This window comes from Thioalkalivibrio sp. ARh3 (assembly GCF_000377265.1).
Classification (GTDB): Bacteria; Pseudomonadota; Gammaproteobacteria; order Ectothiorhodospirales; family Ectothiorhodospiraceae; genus Thioalkalivibrio; species Thioalkalivibrio thiocyanoxidans.
In genome coordinates this window covers 256,485-274,459 of the sequence record NZ_KB897947.1, presented here as the reverse complement: position 1 = coordinate 274,459, position 17,975 = coordinate 256,485, and the positions used below count along the sequence as shown (strand labels likewise).

Annotated in this window: 12 protein-coding genes and 1 pseudogene; 11 read left to right on the top strand and 2 right to left on the bottom strand. The window is 63.1% G+C overall.

What is annotated here, in order from left to right:
• Nucleotides 1-48 precede the first annotated feature (48 nt).
• The 11 genes and pseudogenes from C995_RS0101285 (at nt 49) to C995_RS0101235 (ending at nt 15,783) form a co-directional block, all read left to right on the top strand.
• Nucleotides 49-321 (top strand): BrnT family toxin, encoded by a 273-nt coding sequence (locus tag C995_RS0101285; RefSeq protein ID WP_018863205.1) that lies wholly within the window; start codon nt 49-51, stop codon nt 319-321.
• Nucleotides 322-346: 25 nt separating this feature from the next.
• Nucleotides 347-556 carry a type II toxin-antitoxin system BrnA family antitoxin gene (brnA, locus tag C995_RS0101280; protein WP_018863204.1) on the top strand — a complete coding sequence of 70 codons (210 nt, stop codon included), beginning with the start codon at nt 347-349 and terminating at the stop codon, nt 554-556.
• A gap of 199 nt (nt 557-755) precedes the next feature.
• The gene (locus C995_RS0101275; RefSeq protein ID WP_026278873.1) at nt 756-1,229 is read left to right on the top strand and encodes a hydrogenase maturation protease; all 474 of its coding nucleotides are present in this window, start codon (nt 756-758) and stop codon (nt 1,227-1,229) included.
• Nucleotides 1,230-1,619: 390 nt separating this feature from the next.
• Nucleotides 1,620-2,957: a calcium-binding protein gene (locus C995_RS0101270; RefSeq protein ID WP_018863202.1), complete on the top strand. Its 1,338-nt coding sequence runs from the start codon at nt 1,620-1,622 to the stop codon at nt 2,955-2,957.
• A gap of 213 nt (nt 2,958-3,170) precedes the next feature.
• The gene (locus tag C995_RS0101265) at nt 3,171-3,806 is read left to right on the top strand and encodes a hypothetical protein (RefSeq protein WP_026278872.1); all 636 of its coding nucleotides are present in this window, start codon (nt 3,171-3,173) and stop codon (nt 3,804-3,806) included.
• A gap of 710 nt (nt 3,807-4,516) precedes the next feature.
• Nucleotides 4,517-5,224 (top strand): annotated as a pseudogene (locus C995_RS0101260) (hypothetical protein); the annotation flags it as partial.
• A 651-nt stretch (nt 5,225-5,875) separates the two neighbouring features.
• Nucleotides 5,876-6,223 carry a hypothetical protein gene (locus C995_RS0101255; RefSeq protein WP_231362395.1) on the top strand — a complete coding sequence of 116 codons (348 nt, stop codon included), beginning with the start codon at nt 5,876-5,878 and terminating at the stop codon, nt 6,221-6,223.
• 500 nt (nt 6,224-6,723) lie between these two features.
• Entirely contained in the window at nt 6,724-10,734 is a 4,011-nt protein-coding gene (locus tag C995_RS0101250; protein ID WP_018863198.1) for a calcium-binding protein, read from the top strand.
• Nucleotides 10,735-10,871: 137 nt separating this feature from the next.
• Nucleotides 10,872-13,025 (top strand): type I secretion system permease/ATPase, encoded by a 2,154-nt coding sequence (locus C995_RS0101245; RefSeq protein WP_018863197.1) that lies wholly within the window; start codon nt 10,872-10,874, stop codon nt 13,023-13,025.
• Between the two features lie 8 nt (nt 13,026-13,033).
• Nucleotides 13,034-14,458 carry an HlyD family type I secretion periplasmic adaptor subunit gene (locus tag C995_RS0101240; protein WP_018863196.1) on the top strand — a complete coding sequence of 475 codons (1,425 nt, stop codon included), beginning with the start codon at nt 13,034-13,036 and terminating at the stop codon, nt 14,456-14,458.
• A 200-nt stretch (nt 14,459-14,658) separates the two neighbouring features.
• The gene (locus C995_RS0101235; RefSeq protein ID WP_018863195.1) at nt 14,659-15,783 is read left to right on the top strand and encodes a Fic family protein; all 1,125 of its coding nucleotides are present in this window, start codon (nt 14,659-14,661) and stop codon (nt 15,781-15,783) included.
• Nucleotides 15,784-15,885: 102 nt separating this feature from the next.
• On the opposite strand, the gene hslU is transcribed toward C995_RS0101235, so the two are convergent.
• Nucleotides 15,886-17,220 carry an ATP-dependent protease ATPase subunit HslU gene (gene hslU / locus C995_RS0101230; protein ID WP_018863194.1) on the bottom strand — a complete coding sequence of 445 codons (1,335 nt, stop codon included), beginning with the start codon at nt 17,218-17,220 and terminating at the stop codon, nt 15,886-15,888.
• 44 nt (nt 17,221-17,264) lie between these two features.
• Entirely contained in the window at nt 17,265-17,807 is a 543-nt protein-coding gene (gene hslV / locus C995_RS0101225) for an ATP-dependent protease subunit HslV (protein ID WP_018139854.1), read from the bottom strand.
• Nucleotides 17,808-17,975 lie beyond the last annotated feature (168 nt).

Sequence of the window (17,975 nt, the reverse complement as noted above, 5' to 3'; positions counted from 1 at the left end):
CGAACGAAGCCCGCCGATCTGGTAGCATAAAGGTATAATTTTTACACTGTGCATTCATTCGAGTTCGACGAACGGAAGAGCCGATCGAATCTGGAGAAACACGGCATCGACTTCGTGACCGCCCAGGCCCTCTGGCGGGACCCCGATCTGCTCGAGGTCCCCGGCCGCACGGAGGACGAACCCCGCTTTCTGGTGATCGGTCGCATTGAAAGAAGGCACTGGACCGCCGTTGTCACTCACCGAGAGGCCTGCGTCCGTATCATTTCGGTACGCAGGTCGCGCAAAGAAGAGGTTGCGCTGTATGAAAGCGAAGACATTTGACGAGCGCTTTGACAGCGGAGAAGAGATGACCGATGCCCTGGATCTGTCCGGGGCCCAACGACCGCTCCGCAAACAACGGCGGGTAAACGTGGACTTCCCGGACTGGATGATCGAGTCCCTGGACCGAGAAGCCAGCCGACTGGGCGTCACCCGCCAATCCATCATCAAGATCTGGCTGGCGGAGCGGCTGGAAACGACCACCGCCGCCCGGAAAAGCGAGGGCGCGCCCCGTTAGCCATCGCCAGGACCGGGAGCGCCCCGTGGCACGACCATCCGGACAGAACCCTCAGGAAAAACGGCTGTTGCCGGCCTCCGAGACCGAAGAGTGGCGATCGGATCTGAGCGACGAGCGCCGCGAAGAAATTGTTCAGGCGGCACGAAACACTCCCATAGCCCCGGAACGCCCGCAAAAGGCATTGGCTACGGCTCCCGCCGTGCCAATCACCGGCAAAGGGCCGTTGGTCATCGGCGTCGGCAACCCCTGGCGCGGTGACGACGGGATCGGTCATGCCGTGGTGGACGCGCTGGCCGGCACCCCGGGTCTCGCCACCGCGAAGAGCCAAGGCGAACCCGCCGAACTGATGGAGCTGTGGCAGGGCTACGAGCCGGTGATCCTCGTCGATGCCATCGTCACCGGCGCTGCCCCCGGCACCCTGCACCGGCTGGACGCCCGCGAGCCGCTGCCGCGAGGCGCCCGCTACTCCTCCCACGGTATCGGCCTCGCCGAGGCCGTCGAACTCGCCCGCTCCCTGGGCGATCTCCCGGACACTCTCATCGTGCACGGCATCGAGCCCGCCCGCCTCGAAGATGGCGCCGGGCTCTCACCCGAGATCTCCGCTGCCATTTTCCAGATGAGCCGGAACATCCTGAAGGAATTCAAAAGGCCCCGGCCTGACGCTTCTCGCTGACCCGAACCCTCGCCAAGGGCGCAACGGGACCGACCTCGCCATGCCAGAGACTGGAGCCACCGGAAGCATCGGCAGCTTTTGCGCGAGCCGGGCGCTCAGTGGGCGCGCCTTGACACGGATCCAAAGCCCATTCAGCATCCGCAGCCTTTCTCATGGAAAGGGATTGTCCATGACCTCGCCACGGATTGGCGCGCTCACACTTCGACAAGAATCCGGCTACGGAGACCTCGCCAGCATTCGATGGGCAGGCCCTCGTGTTGTATTCGGATGTTTCATATACGACCGACCTGAAGCTTCTTGGTCCTGCAGCTTCGGCCGGTGCCCCTCGCAATCGACCACTGCGCACGTGAACTGGGCTGTTACTGCCGGGGGCGCTCGGAAGGCGATCGCATGAAGCCGGCCCTGGTTACCGTATTGCTAGGACTGGCCGGACTGGGTGCCGGGTACGCGTACGTGCCCGATGTTCGCAACGGCATGAACCAGTTTGCGGTCGAGTTTGCCGACGGGTTCGAGCGAGGATACTCCGCAGCCACGGGCCGCTCATTCTCGATGGGAGACTCCTCGAGTGACGGCTCGCCGGAACCTGCATCCGGGGATTCTCAACGGCAGCCGGGTTCGTCGCCCTTTGGCGATCATTCTGGTCGGGACCTTCTGGAGTCCGTCGGAGCCGAGCCGGACCTCCGGGGCTATGGTCGCGTGCCGGATCTTCGCAAAGCCCTGGAACATGACGAGAACGGGCGTTTGCGCGAACACCTCGACGCCTTTCGCGACGAGCTCGACGTGCAGGCTCGTCGTGCACGCATGAAGGGCTTGCTGTTCGAGTGGGCTGGCGCCGCCGACATCGACCCGGAAGGCCGCGGGCCCAACATCGATGGCCGCAAGCTGGCCACGCTGGAGGCCTTTCTGGAGCGGGGTTTCCGTCAGCAGGGGAGCCCCAACCCGCGCCCCGGCGGTGCGGCTGAGCTGCACAAGGCCTTCGACATCCTGAAAACGGCGATGTACAGCCAGCTCATGCGGCAGACGCACCTGGCGCCCTATTTCGATGCGATCGCCTTTCGCGTGAACGCATCCGGTCTCGGCTTCGACTTCTCCGACACAACAAGCAACCTGCAGGAAACCTTCGCGCGTGACTCGGCCCGGGGGCTGACCGACCTGTTCGAGTTTGAACGGGCTGGCGGCGAGCGCCTGCGGGCGATGGGCTTCGACCCCTACCGCCTGATGCGCGACTGGCTGCTCGAGGCGGGGAGCGACCCAACTCTACAGAGCGCGTTAATGGCGCTGGGCTGGGACGCGGTGCGCATCGACGGGCAGGGCACGGCGGCGCGCGAGATCGTGGTGGCGCATGAGGGTGGCGCAACACTGAAGGCCGGACCCGGTGGGGACTGGCTGCTCGGCGGGGATGGCGACGACACCCTGCACCCCGGTCCCGGTGATGACCTCCTGTACGGCGGAGCCGGCAACAATACCTACCGGTTCGGCGTCGGCAGCGGCCACAACACCCTGATCGAGATGTACGGAGACCGCGGCCGTAGCGTCATCGAAGTGGCTCCGGGCATCCACGCCGAAGACCTCGATATCGAGATCGAAGGTCACGAACTGGTCCTCGCTCACCGAAACCGCGAGGACAGCATCCGCATCCAGAACTGGTTTAGTTCCATACAACCCAAGCGACACCGTCTATACGCCGTGCGCCTTGCCGACGGCCAAACCTTGGAGTTTCCCGAATGAGCGACCTTCTCGAAAAGGTGGCGGCCTTTCCTGTGTGCATCAGAAGCGCAAGGGTCACGAGGGCCTTCTGTCGGCAGCTGCCGGCAAGCGTGCATTTGTATGGCTCGGGTCGTGGCTAAATTGGCTTCCGTCGACTAGGTGTACTCCCTCAATGAGTCACCCACGGGGCATTGCCATGGCGTCGATGATCCTTCTTCCCGTCCGGGTTCGCACATGAGTATTCGACAATCCCTTATCGACGTCCTGTCAAAGTATCCGGGACCAACTGAGGCCGAGGCCCGACGCTGGCGAAACGCCTTGATCGCTATGGCTTCGCTCGCGTTGCTAGCGGAAGGGATCCTCGTCTACATCCTTTATCACATGGACCCGGCAGCGCCTCCATTCTGGCTGGCCGCTCCAGCGGGTTGGCTATGGGAGCATGTTCCCGCTGCGCGTGGTTTTACCACCAGCTCCTACGGGCTTCGCGAACAGATGCCGTACGTATTCGTGGTGTTTTTCTTTTTGGTGGTCGCAACTGCTGCGCTGGTGGCCTGCTGTAATCGCCGTGGATCGATTCTGGGGATGGCGGTAAATTTTCTCCAAGAGGGCGCCTTTAGGCAGGGGGTTATCCTCGTCGCGCTTCCAATTGTCTACTACGCGGTCTATTTCGTTGTTTTTTCTTCTGACCCAGATCCAGTTATGGGTCCTAATGACAGGTCGTACAGGCATTATGGTGTTTTTTTTGAGGCTCGTTTGGGAATTTTGGCCGCGTGGGTTCCATTGGCATTGTTTTGTGGTTCTTTCATTGGGGTTCACCTTGCCCTGATTCCGGAGATCCCCAGGCTCTTAAGGGCTGCCCGAGCCCCTTGATTCCGCATATTCACTAATACAAGGAGGTTGTGATGAGTGACATGGAAAGCGAGCTGAATCATCAGCCAGAATCGGAACATCAGCTGCGTCTGCTTGACCCGTCGGATCCGGAAGCCGAAGGGGTAATCGGTTCATCGGATGATCCGATTATCCTTCGGGATGGCGAGAATGCGGAAGAGGTGCTCGTCCTAGACCCAATTACCACTACACCTGACGACACGGAAGATGGTGGTTCGGGTGGTGTTAGCTCGCCCGAGCAGGCGATTTCGATTGTCCGGGGTGCGATTGATACTTGGATGTCCGGGATACGAGATCTGATTCATTGGTCGGACAATAATCTTGATGTTGAAAATGAGAATCAAAGGTCTGGCCAGCTAAGGGTTTTTGATCGACTCCACAGCTTGGTTAGAACGTATCCATTGCTTGTCCTAGAGTTTTTCGTGGCGGCTCGGGATGGTGACATGAATAGGGTCGCTAATAGTGCCGCTGGTATCGCCGTTACGGGCGCGTCTGGGTTGGCGTTCGGAGCGCTAAGTAAGTATTCAGTGGTTGGGGCTGGGGCGGCCTCTCTAACGGGGATTTTGTATAACCAGATCGCCGGGGGAGCTAAATTGTATGACTGGGAAAAGGAAAACCTTAAGAAGCATATCGGGGATGACGAGAAGGACGAATTTTCCCGGCGTCTTGGGGAAGAGGGTGGGTTGATCGGCATATGGGAGAAAGGCTGGAGGGACGGATTTGACGACGGAACAATCGAAGAGATCATCGATAAATTCAACCGCGGAGAGTCCCACGCCTCCCCCATCATCCTGGATCTAGATGGCAGCGGCATCTCCACGGTGGGTCTTGATGCCGGTGTGCAGTTCGACCATAACGGGGACGGGTTTGCGCAGGCCACCGGCTGGGTGGGGCCGGAGGATGCGCTGCTGGCGATGGATCTGACCGGGAACGAGGAGATCGAGACCGGAAGCGAGCTGTTTGGCAACGCCAGCGAGATCGAGGAAGGGGTCACCGCCATGAACGGCTTCGAAGCGCTGGCGATCCACGACACCAACGGCAATGGCCGCATCGACCCGGGCGACGAGGCCTGGGGCGACTTGCGGCTGTGGCAGGACGCCAACGGCAACGGCGTGGTGGACGAGGGTGAACTCCTGACCCTGGACGAAGTCGGCATTGGCTCCATCGATCTGGGCTACTCGGACTCCAGCTACGTCGACGAGCACGGCAACGAGCACCGCCAGATCGGGCGGTTCGAGTGGGCCGACGGCCGCGAAGGCGAGGCGACGGACGTGTGGTTCATCCAGGATACGGCCATCACCGAGGCGCGGGAGCGCCTGGATGTGCCGGAGGAAATTGCCACCCTGCCCGACCTGATGGGCTATGGCGAGGTGCATGACCTGCATCAGGCGCTGGTGCGCCCTGCAGCTAACGCGCCGACCTTCGGCAGCAACTTTGACAGGGTCGCCTGAAGCCGGCCGCCTCTAAAACCATCACTCTTGGACAGGGAAAAGCCATGACCTCGCCACGGATTGGCACATTCTGGCACGCCCGCTGGGAGCGGAATTTTCTGCGAAATCCCGTCGGCATGGGGGCTGTTCATCGGCATCTCATGGAGCCCTCCCAAACGGTTACCATCGTGGTCAGTTGGGGCCAACCGCAGGGTGGTCACTCGCCGTATCGCGTGCTGACGGTAGTTGCACGACGGATCATTTCCCGTCTCGTTCTTGACCTCCAGTTTCGACCCAGAGCGAGCACCTGTTTCCATGCGGTAACGCAATTCCTCGTCTTCAGGGGCGCTCAGACACCGCTAAGGTTATCATCGAGGTTGGGAAAAGTTGGGGGCCGAAACGATGAGACGGGTGCCTGAGTCTACCTCTCATTCTAGATGGGCTAGTTGGACCAAAGACAGTTGGGCCTATCAAGTTTTCGTGGTCCGGGCGCTACAGAGAAAAACCTCCAGAGGTTGGTATATCCTCTCGTTTTTTTTTCTTTTCTTTGCTGTGTCTGACTACGTGGATAGTCTAAATGTTGTCCCCGGGATGGATGGATTGACGAGACAAGAAGGTGTGGTGGAGAGTATTAATGAAGGCCGAGGGCGCGCTCGTCGTTCAATTGTCATGGACGTGGGCGATGGCGATCTTGTTCGCTATTTTGGGGCGATCCCTTTGGGCGAAGATGGCGAGAAGATCATTGGGGAGCCGGTTACGGTCTGGCTGCACAGGAAGATTAGCATCTTTGGTCCATCAACTAGGGTTTATCATCTCGAATTCGAGGGAGAGGCTCTCGTGGATTACGAGGAAATAGAGCCACGCTTGGAAGCGTCGCAGGAAAGGTTTCCGTGGCTTTTTATATGGTGGTTCGTCCTCGGGGTGATTCCTCTCATGCGCGTCTGGTGGGTCAATAGAAATATTGATTAATAAGATTTCAAACGGATAACAATACAAGGATGTTTGTTATGGCTCGTAGGTTTGATGAACAACATCTGCACTTGATGCAGTCGGCCCTTCAAATGAAGCTATCACCGGCGGAGTTTGCGGGTGCAGCGAGTAATTTAGATGACCAGGACTCCCTTGGCGCGTCAATAGCGGCCCTAGACGGTTTGCAATCGTTGGCGTCGGTGGCGAGCAGGACCATTAATTTTGTAGGCGCCCCACTGGCCGTCGCATCTTTCCGGCATAACCTTAATGTGGCAGGAGAGGATCTCGCCGAGTTGGGGTACATCCGGAATAGCACATCCCTCTCGATTCTGGCTGACACGACTGCGTTGGTCGGTATGGCTGCAGCTGCCGGGGCAACGGTAGCTATTGGCGCTACGGCTGGCGCGGCCGTGTTGGCGGTGGCAACTGTGGCTGCTACAGGTTTTGCGGTGGTGGCTTTGACGCAGTCTGATGGTGACGCGTCGATTTACGAAGCCACAATGGATCTGATTGGCGGGGTCCAAGATGCCGCGCAATCCGCCGGTGACACCCTGACCGATGCCTTTGAATCGGTCGCGGACACGGTAGATGCCGGAATTGAGCGAGTGGCGGACGGAATTGCGGAGGTGGGTGAAGCACTTGTCTCCGGGGTAGGCTCGGTCCAATCCTGGTTAACGGACTTTCTGGAGGTGACCGGGGGTCTTCCCGGCATCTTGGAGTCCGCTTGGGACTTCTGGGTGGGTGACTTGATTGGCGACGTGCGCGACTTCTTCAACCGCGGCGAGTCCCACGCCTCCCCGATCATCCTGGACCTGGACGGCAACGGGATCTCTACGCTGGGCCTGGAGGCCGGCGTGCAATTCGATCACAACAGCGACGGGTTTGCGCAGGCCACCGGCTGGGTGGGGCCGGAGGATGCGCTGCTGGCGATGGACCTGACCGGGAACGAGGAGATCGAGACCGGAAGCGAGCTGTTTGGCAACGCCAGCGAGATCGAGGAAGGCGTGACCGCCATGAACGGCTTCGAGGCGCTGGCGATCCACGACACCAACGGCAACGGCCGCATTGACCCGGGCGACGAGGCCTGGGGCGACCTGCGCCTGTGGCAGGACGCCAACGGCAACGGTGTAGTGGACGAGGGTGAACTCCTGACGCTGGACGAAGTCGGCATTGGCTCCATCGATCTGGGCTACTCGGACTCCAGCTACGTCGACGAGCACGGCAACGAGCACCGCCAGATCGGGCGGTTCGAGTGGGCCGACGGCCGCGAAGGCGAGGCGACGGACGTGTGGTTCATCCAGGATACGGCCATCACCGAGGCGCGGGAGCGCCTGGATGTGCCGGAGGAAATTGCCACCCTGCCCGACCTGATGGGCTATGGCGAGGTGCATGACCTGCATCAGGCGCTGGTGCGGGACGAGAGCGGACAGTTGCGCGGGGAGGTTGAGGCCTTCATGGCCGAAACCGACGTGAAGACGCGCGAAGCCCGCATGGAGAGCCTGCTGTACGAGTGGGCCGGCGTCAGTGACGTGGACCCGGAGGGCCGGGGATCCCATATCGACGGGCGCAAGGTCGCCACACTGGAGGCCTTCCTGGGGCGGGAGTTCCGTCAGCACGGCAGTCCAAACCCGAGGGTCATGGCCTCGGGGGAGCTGCGTGCGGCCTTCGACATCCTGCAGACCACCATGTATGCACAGATGATGCGCCAGACCCACCTGGCGCCCTATCTGGAAGGGATGGACCTGGTCTTCGATGAAGACGGCATCCGCATCGACTTCGCGGGCACCACGGAGGCCCTGAACCAGCAGTTCGATGCCGACCCGGCCCATGGCGTGGCGGATCTTCTGGAACTGCAGCGTGCCACGGGCGAACAGCTCTCGCCCATGGGCTTCGACTCCCATGGTCTGCTGCGCGACTGGCTCGCACAGGCCGGTGATGACCCGGCCGTGCTGGAGGCCCTGGCCGACTTCGGCTGGGACGGGGTGCGCGCCGACGGCGAAGGCTCGGCCGCGTCCGAAATCGTGTTCGCGAGCAACGACGGGGCGGAGCTTACCGCCGGCTCCGGTGGCGACTGGGTGCTGGGCGGTGATGGCGACGATGTGCTGCAGGCCGGTTCGGGCGACGACATCCTCTATGGCGGCTCTGGCAACAACACCTACCGCTTCGATGTGGGCCAGGGTCATAACACCATCATCGAGATGCATGGCGCCGAGGGCCACAGCGTGCTGGAGTTCGGCCCGGAGATCCGCGCCGGCGATCTGGACATCCGTGCGGAGGGCAGTTCGCTGGTGCTGGCGCACAGCAACGGCCGCGACAGCGTGACGATCGAGAACTGGTTCGGCAGTGCCGATGCCGAGCGCCACCGCGTCAACACCCTGCGTTTCGCCGATGGTCATAGCTTCGATCTGTCCGCGTTGCAGCTTGGCTCGACTGAGGGTGACGAGCTGACCGGCGGGGAGGAGAACGCCATCCTGGTCGGCAACGAGGGCGAGAACACCCTGACCGGAGGCGCCGGCGACAACTGGCTGCACGGAGGCCGGGATGCGGATGTGCTGGTGGGTGGCGAAGGCGACAACCTGTTCGTGGTGCGGCACCGGGATGATCAGGTGATCGCGGAATCGGGGGATGGCACCAACACGGTGCAGTCGCATGTGTCGTTCACCCTGTCCGACAACCTGCACAACCTGACGCTGCTGGGCCGCAGCGGTATCAGTGCCACCGGCAACGAGCTGGACAATGTCCTGATCGGCAACTCCGGCAACAACCGGCTCGACGGGGTGGCGGGTGCCAACACCATGATCGGCGGCCGCGGCAACAACACCTACGTGGTGCACAGCGCCGATGACGTGGTGATCGAGAAGCCCGGCGAAGGCAATGACACGGTCGAGTCCCACATCGATTACGTCCTGCCGGAGAACGTGGAGAACCTGAACCTGCAGGGCAGCGAGGATCTTCACGGGACCGGCAACGAGCTGAACAACGAACTCATCGGCAACACCGGCGACAACGTCCTGAACGGGGTCGAGGGCAACAACTACATCGACGGTCGTGGCGGCGCCAACATCATGATCGGTGGCGCGGGCGACGATACCTACGTGGTACGCAGCGACGATGACGTGGTGATCGAAAAACCCGGCGAGGGTAACGACACCGTCCACTCCTACATCGACTATGCCCTGCCAGAGAACGTGGACAACCTGACGCTGATGGGCGGCGAGGATCTCGACGGCACGGGCAACGAGCTGGACAACGTGATCATCGGCAATACCGGCGACAACGTGCTGAACGGCGTGGAGGGCGACAACTACATCGATGGCCGCGCCGGTGCCAACATCATGATCGGCGGCGCGGGCGACGACATCTACGTGGTCAACAGCGAGGACGACGTGGTGATCGAGCAGCCCGGCGAGGGCCACGACACCATCCGTTCCTCGGTCACCTATGCCCTGCCCGACAACGTCGAGGACCTGATCCTCACCGGCTCGGCCGACATCGACGGCACCGGCAACGAGCTGGACAACTACATCCAGGGGAACAATGGCGACAATGTCCTCAACGGTGTGGCCGGCGCGAACGTGATGGCCGGCGGCCGCGGTGACAACACCTACATCCTCAACAGTGAGGAGGACGTGGTGATCGAGAAGCCGAACCAGGGCACGGACACGGTGATCAGCCCGTTCGACTACACCCTGCCGGATAACGTGGAGAACCTGACGCTGGTCGGAGACGCCCGGGTGGGGCGTGGCAACGACGAAGACAACATCATCATCGGCACCGAGCGCCCCAACCACCTCTATGGCGTGAGCGGCAACAACGTGCTGATCGGGGGCGGGCGCTCCGCCAACTTCCTGTACGGCGGTGACGGGGACAACACCTATGTGGTCAGCAATCCGGGCACCAAGGTCATCGCTCAGGAGAATGGCGGCACGGATACGGTGAAGGCGGAGACCCACTTTCGCCTGCCCGATCATGTCGAGAATCTCGCGCTGACCGGGGATGGCGATTATCGCGGTTGGGGCAACGAGCTCGACAACATCCTGATCGGCAATGACGGTGATAACGTGCTGCGCGGTGAAGGCGGCGATAACTTCATCCACGGCGGTCGCGGCAACAATGTCCTGTACGGGGGCGCCGGGAGCGATACCTACTTCTTCGAACGCGGCGATGGCCACGACCGCATCGTGGAGCGCGCCCGCGACCCGGGCGAGGACACGCTGCTCTTGGGCGAGGATATCGCGGCGGACCAGCTCTGGTTCCGGCAGGATGGCCGCGATCTGTCGGTGGAGGTTATCGGCACGGAGGATCGCATCACGGTCGACTCCTGGTTCGGGCCGCAGGGCGAGACCCTGGATCAGGTCGAGTTGTCGAGTGGCGAGGTCCTGACGGCATCAGAGGTGAATAACCTGGTGCAGGCCATGGCGGCATTCGACCCGCCGAGGGCCGACGAGAGCCGTATTCCCGAGGCGTACCGGGAGCAGCTACAGCCCGTCGTCGCATCCGCATGGCAGTGACCGAGTAGCCCTTCGTGGGGGGCGGCGCTTACGCGCCGGCCCCACTTTCTGCACAGGACATCCGGCGGCCCGCGACTCGGGGCCGCCGCTTTTTGCATGCCAGCGGCAGGATGCCGTTGGCATAACAGTGAGGCAGTATGGATTCGCCAGGGAAGGCGGCCCCGGACTCGCACAGCGAGAACGGGGCCATCGATACGGGACTGACCGCGCTCGCGATGCTGGCGCAGTATCATGGCGTGGCCGCCAATCCGGCACAGCTGCGCCACGAGTTCGCGCCGGATGGCCAGCCGTTCGATGGCGACCACATCCTGCGCGGTGCCCGGCACCTCGGCCTGAAGGCCAAGCGGGTACGGACCACGCTTTCGCGCCTCGATCGCACGCCGCTGCCAGCGATTGCGCAGGCCGTGGACGGGCGCTTCTTTGTGCTGGCGCGCGCCGGGGAACAGGACGTGTTGGTCCAGCACCCCGGTCGTGGGCGCGCCGAACGCATCACGCACGAGGGGCTGGAAGCGCTGTGGACGGGGGATCTGATCCTGTTCACCTCGCGTGCCTCGCTGACGGCCGAGCTTGGCAAGTTCGACTTCACCTGGTTTGTGCCCGCGCTGGTCAAGCACCGAAAGCTGCTGGGCGAGGTGCTGCTGGCCTCGTTCTTCCTGCAGATCTTCGCGCTGGTCACACCCCTGTTCTTCCAGGTGGTGATGGACAAGGTGCTGGTACACCGCAGTCTGACCACACTGGACGTCTTGGCCATCGGATTGCTGGCGGTCATGGTGTTCGAGGTGGTGCTGTCCGGCCTGCGCAGCTATGTGCTGGCGCACACGGCCAGTCGCATCGATGTCGAGCTTGGGGCCAGTCTGTTCCGGCACCTGATCAACCTCCCCATGGGATATTTTGAGTCGCGGCGCGTGGGCGATTCGGTGGCGCGCGTGCGGGAGCTGGAGAACATCCGCGAATTCCTGACGGGCAACGCGCTCACCTTGTTGCTCGATCTGTTCTTCTCCGTGGTCTTCATCGCGGTCATGCTGTTTTACAGCGGCTGGCTGACGCTAATCGTCCTCGCCTCGTTGCCGCTGTACGTGCTGATCTCCGTGCTGATCACGCCGCCGCTGCGGGCGCGCCTGCACGAGAAGTTCAACCGCGGGGCGGAGAACCAGGCCTTTCTGGTCGAGAGCATCAACGGCATCGACACGCTCAAGTCGATGGCGGTGGAGCCGCAGACCACCAAGAAGTGGGATGAACAGCTGTCCGGCTATGTATCCGCCGGCCTCCGCACGACCCGTCTGTCGACCATCGCGCGCGAGCTGATTTCGCTGGTGGGCAAACTGGTGACCGTGGGCACGCTGTGGCTGGGTGCGCGTCTGGTGATCGAGGGAGACCTGACCGTTGGTCAGCTGATTGCCTTCAACATGCTGGCCGCTCGGGTCGCCCAGCCGATCATGCGCCTGGCCAATATGTGGACGGACTTCCAGCAGGTCGGGATTTCCATGCAGCGTCTGGGCGACATCCTCAATGCACCCACGGAGTCCTCCTTTGCCAACCGCAGCAGCCTGCCGCGGCTGGAGGGAAGGATCGAGTTCGATCAGGTGCATTTCCGCTATCGCCCCGACGGGCCCGAGGTCCTGCGCGGTGTGAGCCTGGAGATTCCCCCTGGCCAGGTGATTGGTGTGGTGGGCCGCTCGGGTTCCGGCAAGAGCACGCTGGCGAAGCTGATTGCCCGCATGTATGTCCCGGAGCGCGGGCGTGTTCTGGTCGATGGCACCGATCTCGCGGTCGCCGAGATCAGTTCGCTGCGCCGGCAGATCGGGGTCGTGCAGCAGGAGAACATGCTGTTCAATCGCAGTATTCGCGAAAACATCGCCCTGGCCAGCCCCGGCGCCCCGCTGGAGCAGGTGATGACCGCCGCTCGGCTGGCAGGCGCACATGACTTCATTCTGGAAACACCGGAGGGATACGACACAACGGTTGGCGAGCACGGCTCGAGCCTCTCCGGCGGACAGCGCCAGCGTATCGCGATTGCCCGTGCGCTGATGAATGACCCGCGCATCCTGATCTTCGACGAGGCCACCAGCGCACTGGACTACGAGTCGGAACGGGTCATCCAGCAGAACATGGAGCGGATCGCCCGCGGGCGGACGGTCATCATCATTGCCCATCGCCTGAGCGCCGTTCGCAGAGCCGACCGCATCATCGCGATGGATCATGGGCAGATTGTCGAATCGGGTTCGCACGACGAACTGGCCCAGCGGCCGGGCGGGATCTATGCCGGCCTGCTGAGTCTGCAGCGCGAGTGAGGTGACCCATGGGGATGCTGCGCCAGGCCTGGGGTGACATCGGCGGCCGCTACCGGCGGGTGGTCGCGCGTGCGTGGGCCCGTCGCCGGGAAATGGATCCGCCCCGGCGACAGCCCTACGAGCAGGAGTTCCTGCCCGCGGCGATGTCGCTGCAGGAAACGCCGATCCACCCGCTACCGCGGGTGATCATGGGTGTGATCGTGCTGCTGGCCGTACTCACGGTGATCTGGGCCACGCTCGGGCAGATGGACATCGTTGCGGTCGCGGAGGGCCGTGTGGTGCCCGATGGCCGCACCCAGACCATCCAGGCGACCGAAACCGCCAGCGTGCATGCCATCCACGTCCGCGACGGGCAACGCGTACAGGTGGGAGAAATTCTCGTCGAATTGGACCCGACCTTGCCCGGCGCCGACCTGGAACGCCTGGGTGTGGAATATCGGTCCGCGCGTCTGGCGGCCGCCCGGTCGGAGGCCTTTCTGGAGGCCCTCGAGAACGACGCGGGCATCCCGCTCCTGAACACCGACCACCCCGTCCCGGAAGATGCCCGGCAGATCGAGGAGCGCGTGCTGGTCGGGCATGTCCATCACTACCGGGCGCGCATCCAGCAACTGAATGCGGAAACCGCACGCCGCGAACAGGAGATGGCCGCCACGCGGGCGATGCTGATCAGCCTGGAAAACACCATCCCGATTATCCGGCGCCGCAGCGAGGATCTGCGGCAGTTGTCCGACCAGGGCATGGCCGCCGCGCACGAACAGCTGGAGCTGGAACAGAACTACATTGAGGCGACGCACCAGTTGACGGCGCAGCGGGCCCGTCTCGCCGAGGCCGAAGCGGCACTGCATGAGGTCCGGGAGCAGCGTAAGGCCCTGCAGGCGGAGAGTCGTCGCGAGGCGCTGGATACCCTGCACCGGGCGCGCTCCGATGCCGAATCCCTGCGCCAGGAACTGATCAAGGCCCGCCGTCTGGATGACCTGACACGCTTGCGCGCCCCCGTGGATGGAACGGTGGAACAACTGGCCGTGTACACGGTGGGCGGCGTCGTGGAGCCCGCCAGTCCGCTCATGGTCGTGGTCCCCGAGGATGGCGCGGTGGAAGTCGAGGCTACCCTGCCCAACAAGGACATCGGGTTCGTACGGGCCGGCCAAGAGGCCGAGGTGAAACTGCAGACCTTCCCCTACACCCGCTACGGCACGATCGATGGCGTGGTCACGGACGTATCGCAGGACGCGGTACAGGATGAGCACCAGGGCCTCGTGTTCGTGGTGCGTGTGCGTCTGGAAAAGGACACCGTGGACGTTCACGGCGAGGATGTCCGCATCGCCCCGGGCATGATGGCGACCGTCGAGATCAAGACCGGCTACCGCCGGATCATCGAGTATTTCCTGGCGCCGCTGTTGCGCGCCGCACGCGAAAGCATGAACGAGCGCTGAGGCCAGCGCTGCTTGTTACCCGTAGTTCCGGGTGAATGGGAAACAACCTGGGTTGATGTTAACGGAACGTTTGCAAACTCCCTTGCTGTCAATCTGAAGGGATTTCTTGGATACAAGTGCTTTTTGGGCCAATTCGTTGACGCCAAGGTCCTTTGGTGATAATAAGTCTTCAAACATTAACTACAAATTAGGCTTGCAGGATGAATATCGACTGCACTCGCGCCGTGCGATACCACACGGGCGGCTTCCCGCCACATAACGTCGACTTCAGCCGGCTCATGTCGCCGTTGCTGGCCGCAACCGATGCGCTGGCGCGCTACGACCAGACCCTGCAGAACATCCACAACAGCGAAATTTTCCTGGCCCCGTTGCGTAGTCAGGAGGCGGTGATTTCCTCGCGAATGGAAGGAACCATAAGCACGTTGGACGAGATCCTGGAGCTGGAAGCACAGCAGGGCGAGGACGACACCGGCGCTACCGCTCTGTACCGCTCGGACGTCGTGGAAACCGCTCTCTATCGGCGAGCCCTCAACGTGGCACAGGCGCAGCTCGAAGAGGGATATCCCCTCTCTGAAGGTCTGCTCCGGAGCATTCACCAGCAACTGCTCTCATTTGGGCGGGGGGCTGACAAATCGCCCGGTGAATACAAGACGGAGCAGAATTATGTCGGCGAACGCGGCAGCCGGGAGGCAAGCTTTGTCCCCGCTACGCCGGAACAGCTCCTCGATGGCATGCAGGCACTGTTCGAGTTCATGGCCTCCGAAGACGTGCCCTTGTTGCTTCGTACCGCTGTGGCGCATGCGGAGTTCGAAGCCCTCCATCCGTTCAAGGATGGGAACGGCCGAGTAGGGCGGATGCTGATCCCACTAATGCTGTGGCACGGGGGCGCCATATCCGCACCACATTTCTATGTCAGCCGTTATTTCGAAGAGCACAAGGATGAGTACGTGGCCCGGCTGAGGGAGATTTCGGCCAATGGCAACTGGGAGGGCTGGTGCTGTTTCTTCTTGGACGCCGTGCGCGAACAGGCCCGAAACAACACGGACGTGGCCCGTTCCATCCGTGATCACTACGAGGCGATGAAGGTGCGTTTTGCCGAGGTGCTCGGCTCGCGGTATTCCGTCCTCGCCCTGGACTATCTGTTCACCTGGCCGGTCTTTCGCAACAGTCACTTCACGCGAAGCGCCGGGATTCCCCGGCAGACGGCCGCTCGGTTCACCCGCGTGCTACTTGAAGAAGGCCTTCTGCAACCGGTACGCGAGGCTGCCGGCCGGCGTTCGGCCGTCTACCGTTTCGAGTCACTCATGCAGCTGGTCCGCGTGTGAGGGCCTCAGCTCGAGGCCCTGGCGCGGATTGAAGCCGGGCTACTCCGCGTCGCGACCTCGGTCGGGGGCGGGGGGCGGAGTCGCGCGTGGCAGGGCCGGGCTTCAAAGGATGTAGCGGGAGAGGTCCTCGTTTTCGACCAGGTCGCCGAGGCGTTCGTCGACGAAGGTGCGGTCGACCACGACGGCGCCGTCGACGTCCGGGGCGCGGTAGGCGACGTCCTGCAGCAGGCGTTCCAGCACGGTGTGCAGGCGGCGGGCCCCGATGTTCTCGGTGCGCGCGTTCACGTCATGGGCGATCTCGGCCAGGCGGCGCACGCCGTCTTCCTCGAAGCGCAGTTCCACGCCTTCGGTCTTCATCAGTTCGGTGTACTGCTCGGTCAGCGAGGCGGTCGGCTCGGTCAGGATGCGCACGAAGGCGTCCACCGACAGCGGGCCCAGTTCGACGCGGATCGGGAGCCGGCCTTGCAGCTCCGGCACCAGGTCGGACGGCTTGGACAGGTGGAAGGCGCCGGAGGCGATGAACAGGATGTGGTCGGTGCGCACCATGCCCAGCTTGGTGGAGACGGTGGTGCCCTCGATCAGCGGCAGCAGGTCGCGCTGCACGCCCTCGCGCGAGACCTCGCCGCTGCTGCCCTTGTCGCTGCCCTTGGCGACCTTGTCGATCTCGTCGAGAAAGACGATGCCGCTTTGTTCGACGCGGTCGATCGCCTGCAGCTTCAGCTCTTCTTCGTTGATCAGGCGCGCGGCCTCTTCCTCGATCAGCAGCTTGCGTGCCTCGGCGATCTTCAGCCGGCGCGAGCGGGTCTTCTGGCCGCCAATGTTCTGGAACATCGACTGCAGCTGGCTGGCCATCTCTTCCATGCCCGGCGGGGTCATGATCTCCACGCCGTGCGGGTTTTGCTGCACCTCGATGTCGATCTCGCGCTCGTCCAGGTCGCCCTCGCGCAGGCGCTTGCGCAGCTTCTGGCGGGTGTCGCTGTTGGAGTCGTCCTGCGCGGATTCGGTGAAGCCGGCGTTGCGCGGGCGCGGCAGCAGGGCATCGAGGATGCGCTCCTCCGCCGCGTCTTCGGCCTTGACGCGGTTCTCCTTGATGGCCTCGTCGCGCAGCTGCTTGACCGCGGCCTCGGCGAGGTCGCGGATGATCGATTCGACATCGCGGCCGACATAGCCGACCTCGGTGAACTTGGTCGCCTCGATCTTGATGAACGGCGCGCGGGCCAGCTTGGCCAGGCGCCGGGCGATCTCGGTCTTGCCGACACCGGTCGGGCCGATCATCAGGATGTTCTTCGGCGTGACCTCGGGCTGCAGCTCCGGCGGCAGCTGGCGGCGGCGCCAGCGGTTGCGCAGGGCAATGGCGACGGAGCGCTTGGCCTCGTCCTGGCCGATGATGTAGCGGTCCAGTTCCTGGACGATCTCGCGGGGGGTCATGTCGGTCATGGCAAAGGGGCCTTGGTCGAATCGTTCGTGTGGGGCCGGGCGCGTTATTCCGCGTCCAGGCTCTCCAGCGTGAGGTTGTGGTTGGTGTACACGCAGATGTCGGCGGCGATGTTCAGCGACTTCTCCACGATGTCGCGGGCCGACAGGTCGGTGTTCTGCAGCAGGGCCTGGGCGGAGGCCTGGGCGTACGGACCGCCGGAGCCGATCGCGATCAGCGCGTTTTCCGGCTCGATCACGTCGCCGTTGCCGGAGATCACGAAGGAGTTCTCGCGGTCGGACACGGCCAGCAGGGCCTCCAGCCGGCGCAGGGCGCGGTCGGTGCGCCAGTCCTTGGCCAGCTCGACCGCCGAGCGGGTGAGGTTGCCGGAGTGTTTCTCCAGCATGCCCTCGAAGCGCTCGAACAGGGTGAAGGCATCGGCCGTGCCGCCGGCAAAGCCGGCCAGGATGCGGTCGTGGTAGACACGGCGCACCTTGCGCGCGTTGCCCTTCATCACGGTGTTGCCAAGCGATACCTGGCCGTCGCCCCCGAGGGTGACGGCGCCGTCCTTGCGGACGCAGACGATGGTGGTGCCGCGAAACTGTTCCACGGGCGCTCTCCTTTGTGCTGCGGTCGGGGCCGGCCGCCTGCCTCGTTGCTCTGCGAGGCCGCCAGGGGCTGCTCGCAAACACGAGGGAGTCAGGCTCTGGCGACGCCCGGGGTTTTTGCGGTCCGGAAGCGGTTGGGTCCCGGTCGTTGCTGTTGGTTCCCCGCCCGG